Genomic DNA, 21,436 nt, shown 5'->3' with positions numbered 1-21,436 from the left:
AAAAACAAGAGTACTTCACCTAAAATCCCTTTTGGCGGAGTAGATGATGCCCTCCAGGTCGTCGTAAGCCGGTACCCAGCCCAGGTGCTCGCGGATTTTACGGGCATCGGCCACCAAGACTGGCGGGTCGCCAAGCCGCCGGCCTTCGTACTTCACCGGAAAGTCCACGCCGGTCACCTTTTTAGCCGCTTCAATCACTTCCAGCACCGAGTACCCCCGACCGTAGCCGCAGTTAAAAACATCGCTCTCCCCACCGTCCAAAAGATACTCCAGGGCCAGGACGTGAGCCGCAGCCAGGTCATCCACGTGGATGTAGTCGCGGATGCAGGTGCCGTCCGGCGTGGGGTAGTCCGTGCCGTAGACGCTTAAATAAGGTCTTTTGCCCGCCGCTGTACGGGTGGCCAGGGTGATGAGATGGGTGGCGTCTTCTTTACCCTCGCCGATCCTGCCGTCCCGGTCGGTGCCGGCAACATTAAAATACCGAAGGGATACGTAGCTTATCCCACCGACAGCCGACACATCCTGCAGCACCCTTTCCACCATGGCCTTGCTGTACCCTTACGGGTTAATGGGGTTTAAGGGTGCTTCTTCCGGCACCGGGATACGCTCCGGGATGCCGTAGACGGCGGCGCTGGAAGAGAAAATCAGTTTCTCCATCCCACATTTTTTCATGGCATCCAAAAGGCTCAAAGTCCCCTGGACGTTGTTGATGTAGTACTTCAACGGCTGGGCAACCGATTCGGGGACCACAATGAAAGCGGCAAAGTGCATGACGGCGTCCGGCTTAAAATCCCGCATAACTGCCTCAAGTTTGGCAACGTCCAGAAGGTCACCCACAACCAGTTCACCATATAAAACCGCCCAGGGATGGCCGGTGACCAGGCTGTCGTAGGTTAGGACATTATAACCCCTCTCCCCCAGGGCCTTCACCACATGGCTGCCGATATACCCCGCCCCGCCGGTAACCAGTACTTTAGCCATGAAATGTACCTCCTGTACCCCGTCTTACCCTACCTGCACCATTTCCCGTCCATCTTTTGCCCGGAAGCCCGGCAGCACCAGCGTAAAAACTCCTCCATCCCGGCCATGTCGGCCCGCCAGCCGGGCTGGGAAACGATGGCCAGGAAGCGCTCCAGCACTGCAGCGTCGAACTCCTCCGGCCTGGCTATAAAGATGCGTTCATGGGAGGTGGCGTTGACCCCTTCGCCAGCCGTCAGGATTTCTTCATGGAGCTTCTCACCGGGACGGATGCCTGTAAAGACGATTTCAATATCCCGTCCCGGCACAAAGCCCGACAAGATGATCATACTCCGGGCCAGGTCCACTATCTTCACCGGTTCGCCCATGTCGAGGACGAAGATCTCCCCGCCCCGCACTAAAGCACCTGCCTGGATGACCAGCTGCACTGCCTCGGGGATAGTCATAAAGTAGCGGGTCATCTCCGGGTGGGTCACTTTCACCGGGCCGCCGGCGGCAATCTGGCGCTGGAAGAGGGGTACCACGCTGCCCCGGCTGCCTAGGACATTCCCAAAGCGCACGGCGGCGAAGCGGGTCCGGCTCCTTTTGGCCATATCCTGAACCACCATCTCCGCCACCCGCTTGGAAGCCCCCATGATGCTGGTGGGGTTGACGGCTTTATCTGTGGAGATGAGGACAAACTATCCGTTGTTACTTCTATAATAACATACATTACGCGCCATTGGATTATAGTTACCAACCATTTTTTTGCAGCGCAAAAAAATTAAATAACTAACCCTTGCTCAGCCAGGCCCTCTCAGGTAAAATAAAGAAAAACAGGAGCAACCGCCGATGCCCGTCGACCACGACCGCCTGTTTAAGGAACTGCTGACCACCTTTTTCCGAGAGTTTATCGAGCTCTTCTTTCCGGAAGCCCATGCTTTAATCGACTATTCGGACACCAGGTTTTTAACCCAGGAAATTATAACCGATATTACCGCCGGCGACAAACACTACGTTGATATCCTGGCGGAAGTTAAAATCAAAGGAGAAGACGGCTGCGTCCTGGTCCATATCGAGCCCCAGGCCTACCGGCAAGCCGACTTCGCCCGGCGCATGTTCATTTACTTCAGCCGGCTTTACGAAAAACACCAGAAAAGGGTGCTGCCCATCGCTGTCTTTGCCCATGACAGTAAGGCAGAAGAAACCAACCGGCATGAAGTAGAGTTTCCTTTTCTCAAGGTCCTGCAATTCGAGTTCTACAAAGTACAACTCAAGCGACTGCCTTGGCGGCAGTACTTGGGCAGCAACAACCCGGTAGCAGCGGCATTGTTAAGCAAAATGGACTATTCGCCCCGGGAGCGGGTACAGGTAAAGATCGAGTTTTTACGCCTGTTGACACGGATGCAGCTGGACCCGGCGCGGATGGAACTGATAACCGCCTTTTTTGAAAGCTATCTGGTGCTGAACGCCGAAGAAGAAAAAACCTTGCAGGAGAAGTTACCGGAAGAACTCCAACCCGAGGAGGTGCAAAGGGTTATGGAATTAACCACATCCTGGCATTTAAAAGGCCGACAGCAGGGCCGGCAGGAAATACTTTTAAGACAGCTAAGGAAACGCCTGGGTACCATTTCTTCTGAAGTGGAAGTGAAAATAAAGACTTTATCAGTGGAGCAGCTAGATGACCTGGCGGAAAAGATATTGGACATCACCAGCGAGGATGAACTGTTGAAGGTCCTTGATATTAAACATTGACCCTCGCTTCCCAAGACCGGCTCGCTTTAACCGGGCAGGTCTTTAAGTTATTCTTTAAATCCCCGCGGATTATATCAGTAACCAATGGATATAACACTGGATGGTCAAGCCGGCGTAATCGCCTCTAACAAGGCCCATTTTCATCCGCTACTGTTGCAAGGTAATCGCGACCCTTTTCTACATCCGGGAGAATAAACCGGCATCCCAGGGCATCCATGGGATCCAACATTAAAATGCGCCAGAATGTCTTGCGGGCGGCATCAAACTGGCCCAGGCGCCACTGGCAGAGGCCCAGCCCGTGCAGGGCGCGCAGAAAAGGGCGATTATTTATCCAGCTCCACGGAAGCAGTCCGTTAAAGCCTGGCGGCAGGGCCTGCTCGCCAACTTTAACCCCTGCCAGGTAACGTTGCATCGCTCTTTTTGCATGCCAGGCGCTGCGCCCATCTCCAAATGTATATGTGCCCAGGTGGACAAAGGCATCAATGCAACGCAGATCTTTGGTCAGGCACCCCTGCAAAATTTCCCACGTTTTATCAATATTGCCCTGATGAGCATATTCAACCGCCAGGGATATTGGGTCCTCCATTTCCTCAGGGTTCGCCCCGGGGATAATTTGCTCCATTTCAAATACCTCACGGGGACCTGCTTTCAGAACAGCAATTACCCACTCAGGTAAAGACGAAGGCAAATCCCGGTCCGGATCAATTTCCCACAGCTCGGCAAAGTAATAAAAAGAATCCCAGGTGCCATGCGAGTACAGTCTCAGGGGAACAGGTGTTAATACGGAACCGTCTATGTAAGAATCAATGACTTTACCCGAAAGATAAGTATGCTTCTTGTATTCCCATTCTTTATTGGGGATGACCCTGAGGATTTCTCCCTCCGTTTCATCCCTGACGCCTCCGACCGGCCGTAAGGTAATAATCTTTCGTTCCGGTAACCGGAGGCAGCGCAGATTTGTCTTTCCTGCCGCCAAAACGATTAGTTCTACTAAATCCGGCATAATCATACCCACCCTATCCCTGCAGTTATTATAGTTGCTTCTTTTCCTAATAGGCTATCCGGCTATTTCCAAGCGCCGGCATTACGGAAAAGACTTGCCGCCCACAGGAAAGCATTCTCGTAAATAATGTCCTTGTCCATGGGTTCGAGAAGGGCTACCTGCTTTAAGCGGGCATGTACCTCTTGTACAGATACCAGCTCTACCGGCATTCCCTCTTCTCTGGCTTTACTCACTGTTTCAAGCACTAATTTGTTGGGCGGCATGAAACACCAGATTTCGTAGACCACCTGATACTTCATTTCCATTTGCAATGCTGCAAACTCTGCATAGCGTTGGAGTGCGTCAACTTTTTTCTGCACCCGGCGTAGCCTTGTTTGCAGCTTCTCTTTTTCTGCAAAATGATATATACTGGAAAAATCCATACCATAAAATTCCCCCGGTTTTTGGGCAAAGGCCACTACCGGAATAATATTTTCTCCGGATACATCCAGGCTTACCCTACAGCCTTTCACCAGTTCATAGTAGGCCAGGATAAAGCCGCGTTCAATATCTGCCTTCAGGTATTTAGGTAATTTACGCGCCATATTATCCTCCATGAAAAAGCGCTAGTGTTCGGCCATTACGCGCAGGCGTCAACTGTACCACCTTACAGCGCCCCGGGCGTGCCAGCAGCTTATACCAGCGATTTGTCTTCAATTCCCGGCATTGCTCCGCGAAGCCCGGTATTTTACCGGTTTCACTCCAGGCAAAACGCTCTGATACTTTGGGGAATAGTCATCTGCCCTTTACTGGTTAAGCGCACTAAAGGGTTGGACATGAAGCATCCTTCTCCTTACATCCAGAAAGATTTTCTTACCAGAAGTATACTATTATAGCACTATGCTTGCAAACAAAATTCAGGCTTGCTGTAAAGGGCATATCCATAAGATACTACAGGGCTTAGCGTGCTCGGTGGCGGCAAGCTTCACCCGGTCGCTTTCTACATGGTCCTAATCTCAGGACTATCCTCTTACTCGCTGGTCACCGCCTGGGTGAAATAGTCGCGGGCCTAGCCGGGACGCTATTCCTCTTCCGTTCCCACTGCCAGGCGGAATAGATAATGCCCTCCAGGTTGTCGTAAGCCGGCACCCAGCCGAGACGTTCACGGATTTTCCCGGCGTCGGCCACCAGCACCGGCGGGTCCCCCGGCCGCCGGCCTTCAAAGCGTACCGGGAAGTCCACGCCGGTAGCCTTCTTCGCCGCCGCGATCACCTCCAGCACGGAGTAGCCGCGGCCGTAGCCGCAGTTGAACACGTCGCTCTTCCCGCCGTCCAGCAAGTACTCCAGGGCCAGCACGTGGGCCGCCGCCAGGTCCTCCACGTGGATGTAGTCGCGGATGCAGGTGCCGTCGGGGGTAGGATAGTCGGTGCCAAAGATGCTTAAATAAGGCCGTTTCCCGGCAGCAGTGCGGGTGGCCAGGGTGATGAGATGGGTGGCGTCTTCTTTCCCCTCGCCGATTCTACCGTCCCGGTCGGCCCCGGCGACATTGAAATACCGGAGGGAAACGTAAGTGATCCCCCCGGCGGCGTCCAAATCCTTCAGCACCCTCTCCACCATGGCCTTGCTGTAGCCGTAGGGGTTGATGGGGTTTAAGGGGGCCTCTTCCGGCACCGGGATTTGCTCCGGGATGCCGTAGACGGCGGCGCTGGAAGAAAATATCAGCTTCTCCACCCCGCCCTTTTTCATGCAGTCCAGGAGGTTCAAGGTGCCCTGCACGTTGTTGATGTAATATTTCAGAGGTTGGGCCACGGACTCGGGGACGACAATATGGGCCGCAAAGTGCATGACGGCGTCGGGCCGGAACTCCCGGATCACCGCTTCCAGTTTGGCGGCGTCCAAAAGGTCGCCCACCACCAGGTCGCCGTATAAGACCGCCCAGGGGTGACCCGTTACCAGGCTGTCGTAGGTCAGCACGTGGTAACCCCTCTCCCCCAGGGCCTTCACCACGTGGCTGCCGATATATCCCGCCCCGCCGGTGACCAGTACTTTAGCCATGATATGTACCTCCTATGATGCTTTATCGCGCATGAGCATTACTTTCAGGGTATGTAAAAGAATCTGGGCGTCGCTTAAAGGTGAGATGGTTTTAGCATAGAGCAGGTCATAACGCAGTTTATCGGCCGGCGTGGTGCTGTAGCGCCCCTGGACCTGGGCCAGGCCGGTGATACCTACCTTTAACTGATGGCGCCAATCATAGCCCGGCACTTCTTTCCTGAACTGTTCCACAAAGACCGGCCGCTCCGGCCGGGGGCCGATGAAGCTCATCTCCCCTTTGAGGACGTTCCAGAGCTGGGGCAGCTCGTCAATGCGAGTTGCCCTTAGAAAACGGCCCACCCGTGTCAAGCGCGGATCGCCGGCTGTGGCCAGCACGGGGCCGGTATACTTTTCAGCGTCGGGTATCATAGTGCGCAGTTTGATTAACTGGAACACCCGGCCTCCCTGGCCGACCCGCTGCTGGCGGTAAAATACCGGCCCTCCTGGAGATTCTATTTTTATTGCAAGGGCCGCCAGCAAAATCAAAGGTATGGCTATTATAGATAGACATAAGGACAAAGCAATATCGAAGGCCCGCTTCCAGGCCCCGGAAGGCAAGGCAACAAAACCATCTACCCGGAAAACAGGGATACCGTCAAGCTGGCCCATTCTGGACTGGGCCAGCAAGATTTCATAAATATCCGGAACGATAAAAACGGCCAGGTTGCGAGCTGTGATTTCTCGCAGCATCCTTTCCCGCTGCTCCAGGGGGAGGCCGTCACAGAGCAAAACCGCCCTGGGCCTGCTATTATCAAGGGCCGTTGCCAGTTCTTCGAATGTACCAAGGACCGGGAACTCCGTCCGGTTTTGGCTGGCACCGCCTTCAACCACCAGGCCCAGTACCCGGTGGAGCCGCTCGCCTTCAGCGACAAGCTGGCGCGCCCGCAAATCGGCTGCATCCACCGGGCCTACCACCACCAGGGTCAACACCCCCTGCCGCCAGATGCTATAGCGCCAGACGGCATAGCGCCAGATACTTAAAAGAAGGAGCTGCAGGGGGGCCGTCATAAGGAAAACCGAACGGGGGAAGGCGTATTTTTGCAGCATGTAGGACAGGGCAATGCCAAAAAGGGTGGTCAAAACCACCACCCACACCAGGGCGGCAAAGATCTCTATCCAGCGGTAGCGGCCGCCGACATAAAGGCCATAGCTGTAAAAAAGAATAAAAGCCACCAGGGTGATCCAGATGGCTGTCGTCCAGTAGGCCTGCCAGTTAACGTAGGGAATATTGCCGCTAAACCGGATCCAGAAGGCCATGTAAAAGCTAAAATTAACTATCAAAAGATCCCCCAGGATTTTCGCTATTTTCGTCCAGCGCAAAGCTAATGGTCCTCCCCCAGAGCAATAAAGCAAATAAAGCAGTAATTCATTCGCAACGCACTATCGCCCAGCAAACCAGGAGGCGCTGCGCCGGAGGCCCTCCGCCAGGGTCACCTGCGGGCGCCAGCCCAGTTCCCGCGCGATCTTGCTGGCGTCCAGGAGGCTCACGCGCAGATCCCCCGGCCGCGGCGGGCCGTAGGTGGCTGCCGGCAGCTCCGCAACCCGGCCCTGCTAGTGCAGCACCTCTGCCAGGGCCTGCCGCAGGCCTCTCTCCAGTTGGTTTACGTCTGTACCCAAGCCCGTGCCGACGTTATAAGCACGGAAGCCCTCCAGGGCCAAAAGGTTGGCCCGCGACACATCCTCAACATCTACGTAATCTCGTATATATTTTCCGTCGTCGTTGATTACCGGCGCTTCCCCGGCCAAAAGCCGCCGCAAGAATATGGCCACCACGCCGGCCGCGCCGTGGGGGTCCTGCCGGGGGCCGTATACATTGCCATATCGAAGGGCCGTGCAGCGCAGGCCATATTCGCGCGCGAAAAAGCGCAGGTACATCTCCCCGGTAAGTTTACTGATCCCGTAGGGCGAAACCGGCGCCGCCGGTGATTAAAATACGCAATATTCCCTCTCCTTTCGTCCAGCACCTGTACCATGCTGCCCGAACATAGCTGGCTAAACCTTCACATTCGCCTTACAACGCACAAGTATCTGTCACCCAGGTAACTACTCAACCCGCTATCTACTCCAGATAACGCTCATAAATAGCGGCCATTTCGTTTAAAACTTTCTCCAAAGAGTAGTCCTTAATCTTTTCTTTTCCGGCCGCCCCCATGGCGGCCCGCAGTTCAGGATCTGTAATCAGCCTTTCCAAAGCCGCAGCCAGACCCGGTACATCGTCCAACTCAACCAGGAGCCCAGTACACCCATCCTCTACCAGATCCCGGCTGCCGCGCACATCGGTGGCCACCACCGGCCTGCCGGCGGCCATGGCTTCCATGATGGATTTGGGAAGGCCCTCGCGCTTGGAAGTCAGGGTCACGATGTCGCTTTCCAGGAGGATCCGGGGTACATCCCGGCGGTAGCCGAGAAAGTGCACCCGGGGTATATGCTCTTTCTCAACTTTCTCCTGCAGGTATGACATGAGCCCTCCTGCCCCTACCAGCAAGAGGTAACAATCATTATATCTTTCCACCAGCTTCTTCCACGCACGCAAGAGCAATATATGATTCTTGTTGGGGTTCATTTCCGCAATACAAGTGACCACTACATCAGATGACGAAAGACCGAGCTTCGCCCGTATGTATCCCCCAGAAAAAGACGGAGGCGCATAGCGGCTTAGATCTACACCTACCCCATGCACGTAAAACAAATTCTTATCAGGCTCAAATCCCATGCGGCGGGCGTTTTCAAAATCCTCCCCGTTCATTACAATGAGCCCGTCCGTCCACCGGGCGGCCAAGCGCTCGGCGTTATAATAAATCAGCCAGTTACGGAGCGGGGCGCCTTTATAAAAATGAAATCCGTGGGCTGTATATAAAACGGCCCCCTGGTCCGTAACTTTAGCAAGATACCTTCCCAGGAAAGCAGCCACCGGGGTATGGACATGAATGAGGTCAAAATGATGGGACTGCAGTAAAGCCTTTAACCGCCGGCAGGCTCCCATATTCCTTACATTAAAAGGCGAGCGGGCAAAGGGGATCTCCCAGCATTTTATCCCTGCTGCTTCAACCTCTTCTTTCCTACCTTCGCTAGAGGAAGCCGCCGCGTGTACCTCATAGCCTTTATCCAGGAGAAGCCGCATGAATGGGATATGGAAAGCGGCCAGGTGGGTGTATACCGAAGCAACGAATAAGATTCTGTTGCTTTTGGGGGATAACAAGTCTTTATACCTCTCTATCTAACAATAACTAACCAGTCAGAACATTACACCTAACTGTTATCTGCAGAAATCATATTTTCCAGCAATACTGGCCTATGGGATAATATGAAAGTGCCTCTGAGAGGGATTGAGATATTCTCTCCAGGGCTTTCCGGGTTTTAGCCTCACAACGCGCTACCAAAACGGATTGGGTATTAGAGGCCCGCACTAATGCCCACCCATCTGGAAAAATAATTCTGGCTCCATCTATGTCAATAATTTCATGGCCCCGATCAGAAAATATTTTAGCAATCTCAGCCACCACTTCTGTCTTCTTTTCCTCTGGGCAGGGGATGCGGATTTCAGGCGTGGCATAATATCGGGGAACGTCTGCCAGTAATTCTGAGAGGGACTTATTCTCTCTGGATAGAAGCCTAATTAACCTAGCCCCGGCATATAAGGCATCATCAAAACCTAAATATTCATCTGCAAAGAAGAAGTGACCGGACATTTCGCCGGTAAAGGGGGCTCTTATTTCCTTCATTTTTGCCTTAATAAGGGAATGGCCTGTTTTGTAGAAAAATGGCCTTCCTCCCAATCGTTCAATTTCTTCCACCAAGGCTTGGCTACATTTTACCTCCACAATGGCCGGGGCTGCCGGATATTTCGGTAGAATCTCTCGCCAGAATAGAATTTGGAGCAGGTCACCCCACAAAATTTCTCCTCTATCGTTTATAACCCCCAATCGATCTCCATCACCATCAAAACCTAATCCTACATCCGCGCCGGACAAAAGAACAAGCTCCTTTAAATCCGTAAGGTTTTCCGGAATGGTAGGATCGGGATGGTGATGGGGAAATTCCGGGTCTGATTCACAATAAAGGGGAACTACCTCGCATCCTAATGCTGTAAATAAGCGAACTGCTAACTCTCCAGCCGTACCATTGCCGGCATCAATAGCAACCTTAAGCTTTCGTAAAGGATTTATACGGGATGTAATATATTTAATATAAGCTTCTTCCGGATCTATCCTCTGCAATATTCCCTGGCCAGCGTAAAATCGACCTTGCTCAAGAATACGTCGTACTGTTTGAATATCTTCTCCGTAGATGGTACTATCGCCACAGAATATTTTAAAACCATTATCTTGAGGTGGGTTATGGCTGGCAGTCACCATTACTCCAGCCCCGATTTGATAATAAAAATGGGCGAAGTAAAAGACTGGTGTAACTGTCTGACCGATATCTACCACATCACATCCAGTTGCTAAAATGCCTTGAATTAGTGCCCCGCTAATTCGAGGAGAATGGCGGCGATTATCCCGCCCCACAATAGCTTTGCATTCGCCCCTGTCTAGAAAAAAAGTCCCTAAAGCCCTACCTAAACACTCTACTTCCTTACTGGGAAAATCCCTATCTGCCACGCCACGTATATCATAAGTTTTAAAGACCACCGGGTTCATAATAACCCCCATATCTTATTTTATATTTAACATACGACCGTAATCATCTGCTAAGCGAACTACGTCATCAAGTTCCGGGGAAGAAACTTCAATAAATATAACATCAGAAATAGCCTGAATACGATGTACCATACCTGCAGGTATATCTACCACCATTGGTGGAGAAACATCAAGTACTTCTTCTCCCAGCTCGAGCTTCCCCCTCCCTTTTATAAACAGCATTGTTTCTCTTTTTTCCTGGTGATATTGTTTACTTAAAGAATGTCCACGGTAAACATGGATAACTTTAGCGGCATAACGTTCATTCACCGCCCACAAAATCTCACGCCCCCAGGGCTTTTTATAAACAGGATACTCGCTGGAGAGAGTTTCCTCCAAAGTTTCCACAGAATTTTCATTAGAATTCCCATCAAACCCGGGAGTTGTTAGCCCCATTAAATATCGTTCTAATCCTTGTTTTCGTAGCTCATCCAACAGTTTTTTTAATTCCGGCGCTCTCTTCTTATCAGCAACCATAAGAACATCAGGGGTATCCACCACCAGGGTATCCTTTAACCCAAAGGTTACTACTAGCTTGTCGGTATTGTCATTTCTTAAGATAGTATTTTTAGTATCAACCAGGACAGAACGGCCCTGGACAAAATTTCCGTCAATATCGCATTTTGTAACCCTCTCTAAAGCAGTCCAGGTTCCCAGATCATCCCATCCAAAGTCTCCGGGCACAACGTAGACGTTATCCGCTTTCTCCATAATGCCATAATCAATAGATATCCTGGTTAACGTCGGAAAAACTCTAGAGAGTATTGTTTCGAAATCCGGTGTGTCGACAGATTCCCGGATCGGAGTAATACCTTTTATTAGCTCCGGCAGGTAACGTTCAAAAGCATCATGTATGGCTGATACCTGCCAGATAAACATCCCGCTATTCCACAGATACTCACCGGATGAGAGAAAGGAAATTGCCCTCCCCATATCTGGTTTTTCTGTGAAGGCGGCTACCCGGAAAGCGGATAAACTAGATAACCTTTCTCCAATGCGGATATAACCATAGCCGGTTTCAGGTCTGGTTGGACGGATACCGATTGTGACTAAACCGCAGGTTTCATGGGCAAGCTTAACGGCAGTAGAAAGGGAACGAAGAAATCCATCTTCCCCTATCACCATCTGGTCTGAAGGCAAAACAATCATCGTCCCATTTAGACCCCTGGCTTCTAAAATAGACAAAGCAAGAGCAATACAGGGTGCCGTATCACGCCCAACCGGCTCTACAATCAAGTTTTCTTTTGGAATCTCTGGAACCTGTTCCTGCACCAGGTTAAGATAACTACGACCAGTTACTATGTATATCTGCTCTACCGGGCAAAGAAGCTTTGCCCGCTGTACCGTCTGTTGAAGTAAAGTTCCCTGTCCCACTACTTGTAAAAACTGCTTGGGACGATCCTTACGGCTATAAGGCCAGAATCGCTCTCCAGAACCGCCAGCCATGATGATTGTAAAGACATCTTTCATTTCCTTCACCAACTGTTTCATGGTATCCATATTAATTTGCTACTAACATAATGAGCATTCATAACCCCGGCAAAAGTTAATTCCGCCGTATGGTCTATCAAACTAAAGCTGTGTATCAAAACCACCAGATAGAATTAGAGCTTTCATGCATGGCTCCTTAAGATTCTTATAACAGAAGATAAGGTATGAAAAGAACCTTTTATTGGGTACCACCAACAGAACAATGCAAACGTAGACGCTCTAAAAAGCTTAAAAATAGACCTAAAGCTATGTAAGCAGTAACCCACTGTACCGTACCCGCAGGCTCGCCTACAAATCCACCAGCAGCTAACGCCGCTGCTCCCAAAAAAACTGTTCGAAGAGTAATTCTCCGTAATCGCTTAAGCCACCGATCAATTATACTCGTCAACATTCCGGCAATAAAGGCGAGAGGCATCAAAGCAGCCCCGAAATTTAGATATAGCTCCTGCGGTAGATTAATATTAAAACCAAAATTTGTTTCCCAATATTTTTTACCCCAATAAAATGCATTGACCCTGTCGACGGCTGTCTCCAGCTCTAACTCTTTCCGTATCCCAGGTGTTAAAAAACGTGCCGGGATGGCAAGAAAAGTACTGCCCAGCGTATTGCCTTCCTGATTTACATTTGCAATAACCACCGGCCAAACGTCAGCATTGTCAAAGTTAGGTGAATCCAATAGGTGATGTCGCACTTTGCCTATCAATCCACTTTGTCCTGAATCAAAAACTATTGTTTTACCTCCGGAAGAAATAAATATGGCTAAAGGACGTAATGTAAACAATAATACTAACAGTAAAAATGCCAAGGTTAAAGCTCTTATATAAGTAAATCGTCTAATAAAACGTTCATAGAATAAGGCACCTAAAATTAGCCCACTCAGTATAAAACCCCGTTGATATAAAAGCGAAAGAAGGAGAAAGGCAAGGCTTTCTAACAATAAAGCGCTCGAAAATATTATCGGATGGCGTCTGTACCGCAACATTAAAATGAAGAGGATTGCCAAAGAAACGCTTAACGGTATAACAGCGAGTGGAAACAAAATCTTACCGAAGGGTACTACTGAAGTTAAAGTTTGATTTCGCGCCGTTGGCAACCAGGCACCGCGTGAGAGAATGTGAATTAGTCCCACAGCGGTTAATCCCACGCAAAAAGTAAATATCGCACCACGTAAGGATATACGATTCTCAGGGATTATTTGCGATCCCTTATCATGTCTTATTAAGGTTAAATAACCAATCACATAAAATAAAGTAAATATTAGCTGATATAGGAGCCCTCTATTGTATGCTTCCCATCCTAATCCAACCCAGTATAAAGTTACGCCACCAAAAAATGCGCTTAGTAAAGGTCTAACTCCAAAGGCAATAATAAAGTTAGCTAAGGCCAAGTGAAAAATACTTATTACTGGGTAACGTGTAAGTAATAAAGCGATGCCATACAATGTAATATGAGCAACGGCAAGAAGATAAGTAAGTGTTAAGCTCTCCATAAGTTATCTCCCACAAATCGACCTGTATACTGTTACAAACCGGCCAGCAAGATTTTCAAAGCGCAGTTCCTCAGGATAGACCGGCTTTTTTTGCATGGCTTGGAAAATCCCTTGGGCTAAAGCTTCTACATTTTCCGGGGGTACCAGTATGCCTCCAACCCTCGGGACATCCTCTACGAAAGCACCAACAGCAGTTGCCACCACCGGAACACCGAAGGCAGCTGCTATAAGGGGCAAACTTGATTGGGTTGCCTGGCGGTAAGGAAGGACGCATACTGAAGCCCGCTGAAAGAGATGGGCAACCTCCGTATCCTCCAGGTAGCGGTTATGTACTTCGAAAATATTTATTTTATCCCTGATTTTTTGTTCCAACCATGTGGGCAATTTACCAGGACCAGCGATAATTACCCGGATTTCCCCATTTAAGCGAATTGCAGCATCCACCAAAAGATCTACGCCCTTATAAGCCTCCAGGCGGCCAAAGAACAATGCCAACGGTTCACGTTTTATTCCTGCTTGGCGGTATTTTAAGAACCGCTCGGCGATGCTTCCATGGGGGATCACATGGATTCGTTCCCGTTTTATCTTTAATCGTTCCAATGCCTCCACAAAACGCTTGCTATGAACATGCACTCCTGCAGCCAGAGGGAGAACCGCCCGACGTAGCCATGCATTCATGGCTTCCCAGGTATTACCGGGATGCGGTTCAGGATCATGTACCGTTACCAAAAGAGGGATTTGATCACGATAAGCCCCTAAGGCGAATATCAAGGACCACGGGTATCCTTCCCCATTAAAAAGATGCACTACCCCGGGGGCTACGACCCGCACTTCTCGCCAAACCCGCCAGGCCGCCAGCGGGTTGAGAAAACGGAGCAGGGCCTGGCGTTGGTTAAAACCAGTCGCAAAACGATGTACGATGGCCTCGTCAGTTTCGCCCATAAAATGGAATGGCACAAATAAATGTACCTCAACAACTTTACTTAAGGGAGGCACTAAGGCTTCCAGATATTGGCCCATAGCACCCCGCACAGATAATGCAATCAAAGCAACCTTCATGCAAGTACCTCCTGATAGACCTCTAACAGCCGCTCGGCGGTCCGGTCCCAGGAAAAGTTGTCTACAACGTACTCCCTTGCTCCAGGTTTAATACCTTCTTCATAAGCCTGTAGCACACTCGCGCGGATAGAAGCGATGGAAGCAGGTTCGCAGTAATAAACCCGTTCCCCTAAATATTCATAGAGCGTCGGATAATTACCTGATACTGCTGCTGCCCCAGCAGCAGTAGATTCTAAGGTTACGAGGCCCGGTGATTCAATAATTGTGCTAGGTAAAACGTGAACTCTGCAAGCAGCATACGCCGAAGGCAATAATTCATCATCATAATTTAACGTCCCAAGGTAATGTACCCAGCCTGAATGCTTTTCTACTAGATTTAAGAATTCCTGGGTCCCCTGCTGATCAATAGGATCTAATGGCCCAATAAAAACAAGTTTGATACCTGTTCCCTCAAGCGCCCGGATTAGTCTTACCTGCCCTTTATGCCGGTTAATGCGGCTTACCTGGAGGACAAAATCCTGTAACCCGTAACGTTTGATGAAAAGCTTTGGGTCAGCTTTAATAAATCGCTCCCCCTCAATTCCATGGGGTACCCAGCGATACTTTTTATTATTAATACGGAAACCCTGAGACAACTGCTCCGCTTCGGATCGGGAAGCTACAATCAACCGGTCGGCATTTGTGTAAATCTCGTGGCGCAACCTGTATGTTGTAGGAATGGGAATAAATCTATCTATCCTCCTCCAAAGCCACCATTGCCAGGATGGTTTAGCGGAAAAAGCTATTATTGAAACAACCACAGGTAACCCCAGCCCTTTAGCGGCGCGCACAAAACTACTCAATTCATAGCTGGAGCCAAAGACGTGCAGTATATCAAAGTCCTTTGAACGCGACCAGGGGTTAAATAATGTCACCTCAACTCCTAATCTTTCAAGGGCTTCTTTAGTTTTAACTAGCTGGGTTTCTCCGCCTCCCGGCGTCCACAATGTCGGCGGGAAGAATTGATAGAAAGCTACTTTCACCTGGATATCTCCTTGTCTGCAAAATCAAGTAATAATTTCTCAAGGCGAGCGATAACAGTTGATGCAGCAAAATCTTTTGCCCTAAGGGGTCCGAGTTCAGTAAATCGCCTGGACATTTCTCTGTTATTTAAAATATCGGCCACAGCCCCGGCTAGGGCTTCTGGATCTTCTGGCGGCACCAAAAGGCCATATTTTCCCCCATCTAAAACTTCAAACGGCCCGCTGGGGCAATCTGCCGCCACTACCGGAATACCTAGAGCCATGGCTTCTATAAGGGCAACCCCGAAACCCTCGGCCCTCGATGGAAATGCCAGTATATTGGATCGGGCCAGCAAGGGATAAGGGTTGTCGAGCCTATCAAGAAAAGCAGTCTTTTCTAAAGTTCCCAGACGGCGGACCATATTCTCAAGCGAACTATATTCCGGACCACCACCAACAAGGAGCAATTTTACATTTAAGCCCTGCTGCAGAAGACTGGCATGGGCTTTGATTAGCAGGTCATATCCCTTCCCGAATTCAAATCGGCCAATAGCTATGATTACTGGAGCGCCGGCAAAAAAGTCAGGTGTTATATTTGATGGAAGAGGTTCCTTCGCTTTAATAAGTATGGCATCTACATCAACAGGATTATAGACCACTTCTATTCGTTCTTTAATCCCATCAATATCCTTACTCAACTCATCCTTTACACCCTGGGAAACCGCCATAATAAGCCGCGCTTTTTTATATGCCAGGGGAATAAAATAACGGTGTAGCCACGCCCTGAAACCTTTGGCTCGAACTGTTTTAAGTACTTGTGGCTCTGCACCGTGCGCCCAGGCGATCAGGGGCTTACCAGTCAAAAACGAGGCAAGGGCGCCCAAGTAATGGGCTCCACCAAAGCCTCCCCCACTCCAAATGATGTCATGCTGGTGGACCAAGCTTATTAAATAAGGGATCTTAAGTGCTAACTGAAAAATACGTATTGGACCAAGGGGGTTAGCTCCTCGCCATTGAAGAAGCGGTTTAACGGCAACCCATGATGGCACCTTATCCTCCCATGGTCCTCCACCCAACACCGGCACCAAGGTTATATGTATTCTTTCGCGATCGAGCCGTTTTAGAACTTCAAGAACTACTTTTTCCCCTCCGCCGGTATTAAGGCAGCGAACTAATAGTAGTATTTTCACGATTTTTCCTTTCATTTTTCATAAGCCCCTCTAAATACCTTGAACAGAAGCTGCCGGTCATGTCTCCCTAAAAGGGATAAGAACACCAGTAAAGATGACCAAAAGGAGATATATTTAGTGGTAACTATTGCCAAGCTTAAGCCTGAAGCCAATAATAATGGCAATCTAACAGTGCCTATTATTGGAAAACTATATAGATATATAATCAAACCATATATAATCACTGATAGAATTTCCGCCCAACCGTACCCTTTCGCACCTGCTCTCCCCACAAAAACATAGGTAGATAATGCAAGAAGGCCAATATAAATTATATTAGCAATGAGGACTTTCAGGTTTTGTCCGGAAACATAAAATATATTAACCAGGGATAAAGGTATAGATTGGAATAAAAACGCTACAGCCACCCAGGAATATATCTCTATGACCGGAACCCACTGTTGACCAAGGATCAGGCGTACTGCCAGAGGTAGAAAAAGCGCAATTAGGAAATAAAGAAGGCCCAAAAGCAAAATTTGATAGCTCGTTCCAAAAAAAATGGCCTTGCTAAGTTCTTTTTTATCTTTTTGAACGCGGCTCATTACATTAAATAAAACCCGGAGCACAGGGCCACGAAGGGCTCCGGAAGCCTCTACCACCTTTAACACTGCTCCAATAATCCCGACCATTTCCGGCCCAAATATACGACCGACAATAATGGGATTAATTAAAGATCTGAGCTGCCATGTTAACCCGGATGCTGCATAAGAAAAGACATATCCTATAATAACCCGAAAGGATTTGGGGACCACTGGTTTCCATCTATAACCCGTTGCAATCTTAAAACCAATAAATTGGATTATATAAGTACCAGCCATTGCCAATGTAACCCCTAGTGGCCCCATTCCCTGCCAAGCCATAATTATAGCGATGATATACGTAAGAATTATTGAGGCAAGTTCTAATCCAGCCAGGGTTGGATAACGCATTTCTCTTTCTAAAATACCAGCCTGTACGCCAGCAAGTATCCCAAAAGAAACACCTGCGGCGCTTAAATAGATAAGGGGTTTTAGTTCTGGAACACCCCAAAAAGCAGCAATAAGTGAAGCCAGGATCATTAATAAACCAAAAATAAAAAAGGATAATAAAACTGCTAACGTAAAAATATCATGGATCATTTCCATTGATGATGAGCGTACAACGTAAGCACCAAAACTGGATCCAAAAACTATAAGATAAGCCATTATTGCCTGTACAATAACGATCATACCATACTCTCTGGGTCCTAATATCCGCATAAGGATCAGTGTTCCTATCCCGGATATGCCTATCGAAGCTAATTGTCGAAAGCTAAGAGATACAATGCCTTGAGCAGCTTGTTGATATAAAACATTTTTCGTTAGTCTCGAAAAGATCGTAGGTTGAACAGTCATATTATGCCGCCTTGCTAAATGTGTAAATTTTCGCTAAAACTTCATGTTTGGAAGTAAGGTTATCCCGCAGGAACATGAGAAAGGGCTCGTCCTTAAGAAAATCGCGGGCCGTAAGTACCGCGTGGGCCAGCCCTAGCGGCTTTTCCTGGAGTATGTACGTTACCTGCGCGCCGAAGCGGCTGCCGTCGCCCACCGCCTGGCGCACGCTCTCCCCCGTCTCCGGGGAAATGATGATGCCGATGTCCCTTATCCCGGCCTGGACGACCTGCTCGATGACAAAAAATAAAATGGGCCGGTTGGCCACGGGGATGAGCTGTTTAGTTGTCGTATAAGTGAGGGGGCGCAGGCGGGTGCCCTTGCCGCCCGAGAGGATGAGACCTTTCATGCTCGATTTCACCTGAACTTTCAGTCGTTATAAATAATAACTTGCCGGCCCCGGTCAAATATCAGGCGCAAATGATCGATTACTGCTCTTCCAATTAGAATTTCATTACCCAAACAGGTAATACGCGCCATAAGAGTAAATCCTATATCCGGGATCACAATGGTGCCAATGTATTCTGCTGCTGCAACCAGGGCTCCATCGGCCACTTCACAATTGCTGATAAAAGCCGGGGAACCAATCTTTTCAACATAATTTTCAGGTAACACGATATAACCTTCAAAGCCGGTATCTATATATGCATGGACATTTTCTTTATATTTGCCGACAGAAATAGATAAATCAGTATAGGGATATTCATAGCTATGATGCACTGGTAATCCTCCACTTGCCAGTTGCCTTAAAGCCTATCTTATAGAAGGCAAAATGGCCGGGACCGAATTCTTCTATTGCTTTCTGGGCTACCTGGACATCATTAGGATCAATTATGACTTTGCCTTCTTCGGAAATAGCAACGAACTTCCCTTTGTGTTCTTTTTCTAAAGGTCGCCCATATTTTTCGTAAAGTTCTGCGTTCCGTTTTGCTAGATCCTGTAGAGCTGGCTTTATCGTGTTTCGAGGCATAAGGGACATTCCTCCCTGAACAAGGCTGGAAGTTCTCTTTTCAGATCTCTGTTCCATTATATGTTATTATGGGTGCCTCTTAATTTATTTCTACTCCCCAATCCCTACAACCGGTCAATTATATTTACCCCTTCTATCCCCGGCGGCGGCTGGTATTCTTCCCCGGCCTGCCAGGTGATTATCATGGTGTTGCGGCCGTCTATACCAGCCAGGTCTGCAGCGCAGGAAGCGGAAAGGCCGGTACGGAGGGCGATCTCACGCTGGGTGAGCTTGTCGTTTCTTTGCAGGCAGTCCAGGACTGCGTAATGGCTATCTATGCCGACTGCTCCATTATATTTATTTCGACATATCTTATGCTTACTTTATGTACAATAATACCAGCATATGTTAAACGCGTCAATGGATTACATGGTCAATCGATGTTGTATTATGAAAGGCCTGCAAAACCTACGTTTGCAGTAATTATAGTAGCTTGTCTCTGGCAAGCAAAGGCGAATATATATCTATCTTGAGCACCACGTAAACCTTTGTCGCGAACATCAATAGCCCTATATCCTGCTCGGGCCAATATTTTTGCCAAAGCACTTTATAGCACCGCCCTTATTTGTTCTTCCACCAGTAAATTAGCTGCGTAGCGCAGTGCCGCCCTTTGTAACCCATTTGCTGCAGGGCTTCCGGGGCGGATAGGGGCGGGTCCTAACAAAGCCTCATTTTTTTGCCTGAAGTGGCCATTCTGAGGGTATTTGATCTAATAGAAAACGCCCGCTATTACAAACTTCAATTATTTCGGGGTCCCTTGTAACTATTGCACCCCCTGTTTCCCGGGCCAGTGCCAGGGCAAAAGCATCGGCGTAAGATATCCTGTATTCGCCTTTTAGTTTCGCTGCTTCCCAGATACGTGTATTAGATGCCGGGATTACCCGCCAGGGAAAGATTTTCTTTTTAACGTCCATTAAAAAGGAGGCCGCCTCTTTGCTATGCCCACTCTTAACAAGGCGGTAAAAGATTTCCCCAATATTAATGGCTGATATCTGGATCTTAATTACTTCTTTTTCGGCCTGCTCCAACAGATGCTCAATGTAAGATGAACCGGGTTCTTCTTGCATCCAGCATAAGACGGCATAGGCATCAAATATCTTCACCATCTCGGTCTACCTCTTGCCTATGTTCCTCCAGATGTTCTTCCAATACCCGCTTCCCGCGCAGGGCACCACGCCAGCGACGCCAGCCAGCCGTCCTGGTTTTCTGGTAAACAGGTTCAAGGATTATCTTACCCCCTACCAACTCCACCTTTAGTTCTCCTCCACGTTTCAAGGCGAGCTCTTCTCTAATATTTTTCGGTAGTACCAGTTGCCCTTTGGAAGATAACCTGGCTATTTCCATAACAAAAGCCTCCTTTCTTACGCCTATTGTAAGACATTATAAGTAAGAAAGCAATAGATCGGTTATGCACCAAAGCCATTTACTTCCACGCCGTGCGGCAGCAGGAAGTCTTCCCCTCCCTGACAGGTGATTACTATTATAACCCGGCCTGCCGGCCCAGTTATGGCCGCCCTTTGTAACTCATTTGCTGCAGGGCTTCCAGGGCGGATAGAGGCGGGTCCTGCCATGGGCCTGCCGGCCTGGTTTTCCAACTCTTTGCCAAAAGTTAAAGTAATCCGCCTGGTACGATATCCCTGCTTTCGTTTTCATGCTTTATTGGCCTTCCTTAGCAGCCGGTATTAGCGGTTAACGACAGGTTCGAGCTCGTAATCGTATACAAACATTAGTTCGTTTTTACAGGCAACCATGCTATGCTGTAGCTGTCCGAAGGGAGGTGAAACAAATGGCTGTGATCAGCACCCCGCTGGCCACCACCTTACGCCTGCAGGTGCAGACCGGGACTGGCGCCAACGGGCAGCCCGTTTACCGGGTGCGCTCTTACAGCCGCGTCAAACCCTCTGCCAGCGACCAGGATGTCTACGACGTCGCCCAGGCCATCGGCAGCCTGCAGGTACATCCCGTTAACGCCGTCAGCCGCGTTAACGAGAACGACCTCAGCGCCAGCTCCTAATTAAACCTACAGGAGGTGAACCGTCATGCCTACCAAGCGCCTGGAGTTGATTTTCCAGAATGCCGCCGGCCGCCGTACCACCCTGGCGGTTATTGACCCGCGGGACAACCTGACCGAGGCTGAAGTCCGGGCCGTCATGGAGCTCATCCTGGCCCGAAACATCTTTACCTCGCCCGGCGGCGACCTCACGGCTATTATCGGCGCCCGCATCGTCATCAGGGATGTCACCGACATCATTGCTGCTTAAGCTTTACGGTTAATTAGTCCC

The 21,436-nt window shown here is 49.3% G+C and carries 21 protein-coding genes and 4 pseudogenes; 3 read left to right on the top strand and 22 right to left on the bottom strand.

All coding sequences use genetic code 11. The features are described from left to right. Positions 1 to 15 precede the first annotated feature (15 nt). Positions 16 to 981, bottom strand: a pseudogene (galE, locus tag MCACP_RS03830) (UDP-glucose 4-epimerase GalE). Between the two features lie 140 nt (positions 982 to 1,121). After that, positions 1,122 to 1,658: pseudogene (locus tag MCACP_RS03825) on the bottom strand (polysaccharide biosynthesis protein); the annotation flags it as partial. 151 nt (positions 1,659 to 1,809) lie between these two features. Between MCACP_RS03825 and MCACP_RS03820 the strand changes: the two are divergent. Next, complete coding sequence (locus MCACP_RS03820) at positions 1,810 to 2,712, top strand: Rpn family recombination-promoting nuclease/putative transposase (protein WP_406678059.1); 903 nt, start codon at positions 1,810 to 1,812, stop codon at positions 2,710 to 2,712. A gap of 124 nt (positions 2,713 to 2,836) precedes the next feature. Here MCACP_RS03820 and MCACP_RS03815 read toward each other — a convergent pair whose 3' ends face one another. From MCACP_RS03815 to MCACP_RS03720, 20 genes and pseudogenes are all read right to left on the bottom strand, one after another. Further along, complete coding sequence (locus MCACP_RS03815) at positions 2,837 to 3,715, bottom strand: hypothetical protein (protein ID WP_406678058.1); 879 nt, start codon at positions 3,713 to 3,715, stop codon at positions 2,837 to 2,839. Between the two features lie 62 nt (positions 3,716 to 3,777). Next, positions 3,778 to 4,311: a hypothetical protein gene (locus tag MCACP_RS03810; RefSeq protein ID WP_406678057.1), complete on the bottom strand. Its 534-nt coding sequence runs from the start codon at positions 4,309 to 4,311 to the stop codon at positions 3,778 to 3,780. A gap of 424 nt (positions 4,312 to 4,735) precedes the next feature. Continuing rightward, the gene (gene galE / locus MCACP_RS03805) at positions 4,736 to 5,749 is read right to left on the bottom strand and encodes a UDP-glucose 4-epimerase GalE (RefSeq protein ID WP_406678056.1); all 1,014 of its coding nucleotides are present in this window, start codon (positions 5,747 to 5,749) and stop codon (positions 4,736 to 4,738) included. Between the two features lie 12 nt (positions 5,750 to 5,761). After that, complete coding sequence (locus tag MCACP_RS03800) at positions 5,762 to 7,108, bottom strand: sugar transferase (RefSeq protein ID WP_406678055.1); 1,347 nt, start codon at positions 7,106 to 7,108, stop codon at positions 5,762 to 5,764. 231 nt (positions 7,109 to 7,339) lie between these two features. Then, positions 7,340 to 7,699 (bottom strand): annotated as a pseudogene (locus MCACP_RS03795) (NAD-dependent epimerase/dehydratase family protein); the annotation flags it as partial. A 148-nt stretch (positions 7,700 to 7,847) separates the two neighbouring features. Then, positions 7,848 to 8,987, bottom strand: a complete 1,140-nt coding sequence (locus tag MCACP_RS03790; protein ID WP_406678054.1) for a glycosyltransferase family 4 protein — start codon at positions 8,985 to 8,987, stop codon at positions 7,848 to 7,850. Between the two features lie 70 nt (positions 8,988 to 9,057). Further along, a complete protein-coding gene (locus MCACP_RS03785; RefSeq protein WP_406678053.1) occupies positions 9,058 to 10,428 on the bottom strand; it encodes a phosphomannomutase/phosphoglucomutase in 1,371 nt (456 codons plus the stop codon). Positions 10,429 to 10,443: 15 nt separating this feature from the next. Beyond that, a complete protein-coding gene (locus MCACP_RS03780) occupies positions 10,444 to 11,967 on the bottom strand; it encodes a sugar phosphate nucleotidyltransferase (RefSeq protein ID WP_406678052.1) in 1,524 nt (507 codons plus the stop codon). A gap of 169 nt (positions 11,968 to 12,136) precedes the next feature. Continuing rightward, positions 12,137 to 13,447: a hypothetical protein gene (locus tag MCACP_RS03775; RefSeq protein WP_406678051.1), complete on the bottom strand. Its 1,311-nt coding sequence runs from the start codon at positions 13,445 to 13,447 to the stop codon at positions 12,137 to 12,139. 3 nt (positions 13,448 to 13,450) lie between these two features. Then, positions 13,451 to 14,506 (bottom strand): glycosyltransferase family 4 protein, encoded by a 1,056-nt coding sequence (locus tag MCACP_RS03770; protein WP_406678050.1) that lies wholly within the window; start codon positions 14,504 to 14,506, stop codon positions 13,451 to 13,453. Continuing rightward, positions 14,503 to 15,528: a glycosyltransferase family 4 protein gene (locus MCACP_RS03765; protein WP_406678049.1), complete on the bottom strand. Its 1,026-nt coding sequence runs from the start codon at positions 15,526 to 15,528 to the stop codon at positions 14,503 to 14,505. The genes MCACP_RS03770 and MCACP_RS03765 overlap by 4 nt, the downstream gene beginning before the upstream one ends. Beyond that, positions 15,525 to 16,712: a glycosyltransferase gene (locus tag MCACP_RS03760; RefSeq protein WP_406678048.1), complete on the bottom strand. Its 1,188-nt coding sequence runs from the start codon at positions 16,710 to 16,712 to the stop codon at positions 15,525 to 15,527. The genes MCACP_RS03765 and MCACP_RS03760 overlap by 4 nt, the downstream gene beginning before the upstream one ends. Then, positions 16,709 to 18,109 carry an oligosaccharide flippase family protein gene (locus MCACP_RS03755; protein ID WP_406678047.1) on the bottom strand — a complete coding sequence of 467 codons (1,401 nt, stop codon included), beginning with the start codon at positions 18,107 to 18,109 and terminating at the stop codon, positions 16,709 to 16,711. The genes MCACP_RS03760 and MCACP_RS03755 overlap by 4 nt, the downstream gene beginning before the upstream one ends. Positions 18,110 to 18,152: 43 nt before the next feature. Further along, positions 18,153 to 18,494, bottom strand: a pseudogene (locus tag MCACP_RS03750) (sugar phosphate nucleotidyltransferase); the annotation flags it as partial. Between the two features lie 20 nt (positions 18,495 to 18,514). Further along, on the bottom strand, positions 18,515 to 18,865 hold the full coding sequence (locus MCACP_RS03745) for a hypothetical protein (RefSeq protein WP_406678046.1): 351 nt from the start codon (positions 18,863 to 18,865) through the stop codon (positions 18,515 to 18,517). Next, positions 18,855 to 19,172 carry a hypothetical protein gene (locus MCACP_RS03740; RefSeq protein WP_406678045.1) on the bottom strand — a complete coding sequence of 106 codons (318 nt, stop codon included), beginning with the start codon at positions 19,170 to 19,172 and terminating at the stop codon, positions 18,855 to 18,857. Before MCACP_RS03740 ends, MCACP_RS03745 begins: the two co-directional genes overlap by 11 nt. 47 nt (positions 19,173 to 19,219) lie before the next feature. Further along, a complete protein-coding gene (locus tag MCACP_RS03735) occupies positions 19,220 to 19,411 on the bottom strand; it encodes a winged helix-turn-helix domain-containing protein (RefSeq protein ID WP_406678672.1) in 192 nt (63 codons plus the stop codon). Positions 19,412 to 19,542: 131 nt separating this feature from the next. After that, positions 19,543 to 19,683, bottom strand: a complete 141-nt coding sequence (locus MCACP_RS03730; protein WP_406678671.1) for a DUF5615 family PIN-like protein — start codon at positions 19,681 to 19,683, stop codon at positions 19,543 to 19,545. 139 nt (positions 19,684 to 19,822) lie between these two features. Beyond that, positions 19,823 to 20,260, bottom strand: coding sequence for a type II toxin-antitoxin system VapC family toxin (locus MCACP_RS03725; RefSeq protein WP_406678044.1), 438 nt, complete (start codon positions 20,258 to 20,260; stop codon positions 19,823 to 19,825). Beyond that, on the bottom strand, positions 20,244 to 20,498 hold the full coding sequence (locus tag MCACP_RS03720) for an AbrB/MazE/SpoVT family DNA-binding domain-containing protein (protein ID WP_406678043.1): 255 nt from the start codon (positions 20,496 to 20,498) through the stop codon (positions 20,244 to 20,246). The genes MCACP_RS03725 and MCACP_RS03720 overlap by 17 nt, the downstream gene beginning before the upstream one ends. A 442-nt stretch (positions 20,499 to 20,940) precedes the next feature. Between MCACP_RS03720 and MCACP_RS03715 the strand changes: the two genes are divergently transcribed. Together MCACP_RS03715 and MCACP_RS03710 are read left to right on the top strand one after the other, a co-directional pair. Further along, the gene (locus MCACP_RS03715) at positions 20,941 to 21,168 is read left to right on the top strand and encodes a DUF1659 domain-containing protein (protein ID WP_406678042.1); all 228 of its coding nucleotides are present in this window, start codon (positions 20,941 to 20,943) and stop codon (positions 21,166 to 21,168) included. Positions 21,169 to 21,193: 25 nt separating this feature from the next. Beyond that, positions 21,194 to 21,415 carry a DUF2922 domain-containing protein gene (locus MCACP_RS03710; protein WP_406678041.1) on the top strand — a complete coding sequence of 74 codons (222 nt, stop codon included), beginning with the start codon at positions 21,194 to 21,196 and terminating at the stop codon, positions 21,413 to 21,415. The last annotated feature ends 21 nt before the right edge of the window (positions 21,416 to 21,436 follow it).

Source organism: Neomoorella carbonis (assembly GCF_045278715.1).
Lineage (GTDB): Bacteria > Bacillota > DSM-521 > Neomoorellales > Neomoorellaceae > Neomoorella > Neomoorella carbonis.
Note: the sequence above shows the minus strand (reverse complement) of the source record. Positions and strands in the feature narration are given on the sequence as shown.

What these genes read in the sequence shown, in the direction of transcription:
- MCACP_RS03770 (WP_406678050.1), bottom strand. Translation starts at nt 14,506, where the DNA reads ATGAAGGTTGCTTTGATTGCATTATCTGTGCGGGGTGCTATGGGCCAA.
- MCACP_RS03760 (WP_406678048.1), bottom strand. Translation starts at nt 16,712, where the DNA reads ATGAAAGGAAAAATCGTGAAAATACTACTATTAGTTCGCTGCCTTAAT.
- MCACP_RS03785 (WP_406678053.1), bottom strand. Translation starts at nt 10,428, where the DNA reads ATGAACCCGGTGGTCTTTAAAACTTATGATATACGTGGCGTGGCAGAT.
- MCACP_RS03780 (WP_406678052.1), bottom strand. Translation starts at nt 11,967, where the DNA reads ATGGATACCATGAAACAGTTGGTGAAGGAAATGAAAGATGTCTTTACA.
- MCACP_RS03810 (WP_406678057.1), bottom strand. Translation starts at nt 4,311, where the DNA reads ATGGAGGATAATATGGCGCGTAAATTACCTAAATACCTGAAGGCAGAT.
- MCACP_RS03720 (WP_406678043.1), bottom strand. Translation starts at nt 20,498, where the DNA reads ATGGAAATAGCCAGGTTATCTTCCAAAGGGCAACTGGTACTACCGAAA.
- MCACP_RS03820 (WP_406678059.1), top strand. Translation starts at nt 1,810, where the DNA reads ATGCCCGTCGACCACGACCGCCTGTTTAAGGAACTGCTGACCACCTTT.
- MCACP_RS03710 (WP_406678041.1), top strand. Translation starts at nt 21,194, where the DNA reads ATGCCTACCAAGCGCCTGGAGTTGATTTTCCAGAATGCCGCCGGCCGC.
- MCACP_RS03815 (WP_406678058.1), bottom strand. Translation starts at nt 3,715, where the DNA reads ATGCCGGATTTAGTAGAACTAATCGTTTTGGCGGCAGGAAAGACAAAT.
- MCACP_RS03725 (WP_406678044.1), bottom strand. Translation starts at nt 20,260, where the DNA reads ATGGTGAAGATATTTGATGCCTATGCCGTCTTATGCTGGATGCAAGAA.
- MCACP_RS03715 (WP_406678042.1), top strand. Translation starts at nt 20,941, where the DNA reads ATGGCTGTGATCAGCACCCCGCTGGCCACCACCTTACGCCTGCAGGTG.
- MCACP_RS03755 (WP_406678047.1), bottom strand. Translation starts at nt 18,109, where the DNA reads ATGACTGTTCAACCTACGATCTTTTCGAGACTAACGAAAAATGTTTTA.
- MCACP_RS03775 (WP_406678051.1), bottom strand. Translation starts at nt 13,447, where the DNA reads ATGGAGAGCTTAACACTTACTTATCTTCTTGCCGTTGCTCATATTACA.
- MCACP_RS03740 (WP_406678045.1), bottom strand. Translation starts at nt 19,172, where the DNA reads ATGGAACAGAGATCTGAAAAGAGAACTTCCAGCCTTGTTCAGGGAGGA.
- galE (WP_406678056.1), bottom strand. Translation starts at nt 5,749, where the DNA reads ATGGCTAAAGTACTGGTCACCGGCGGGGCGGGATATATCGGCAGCCAC.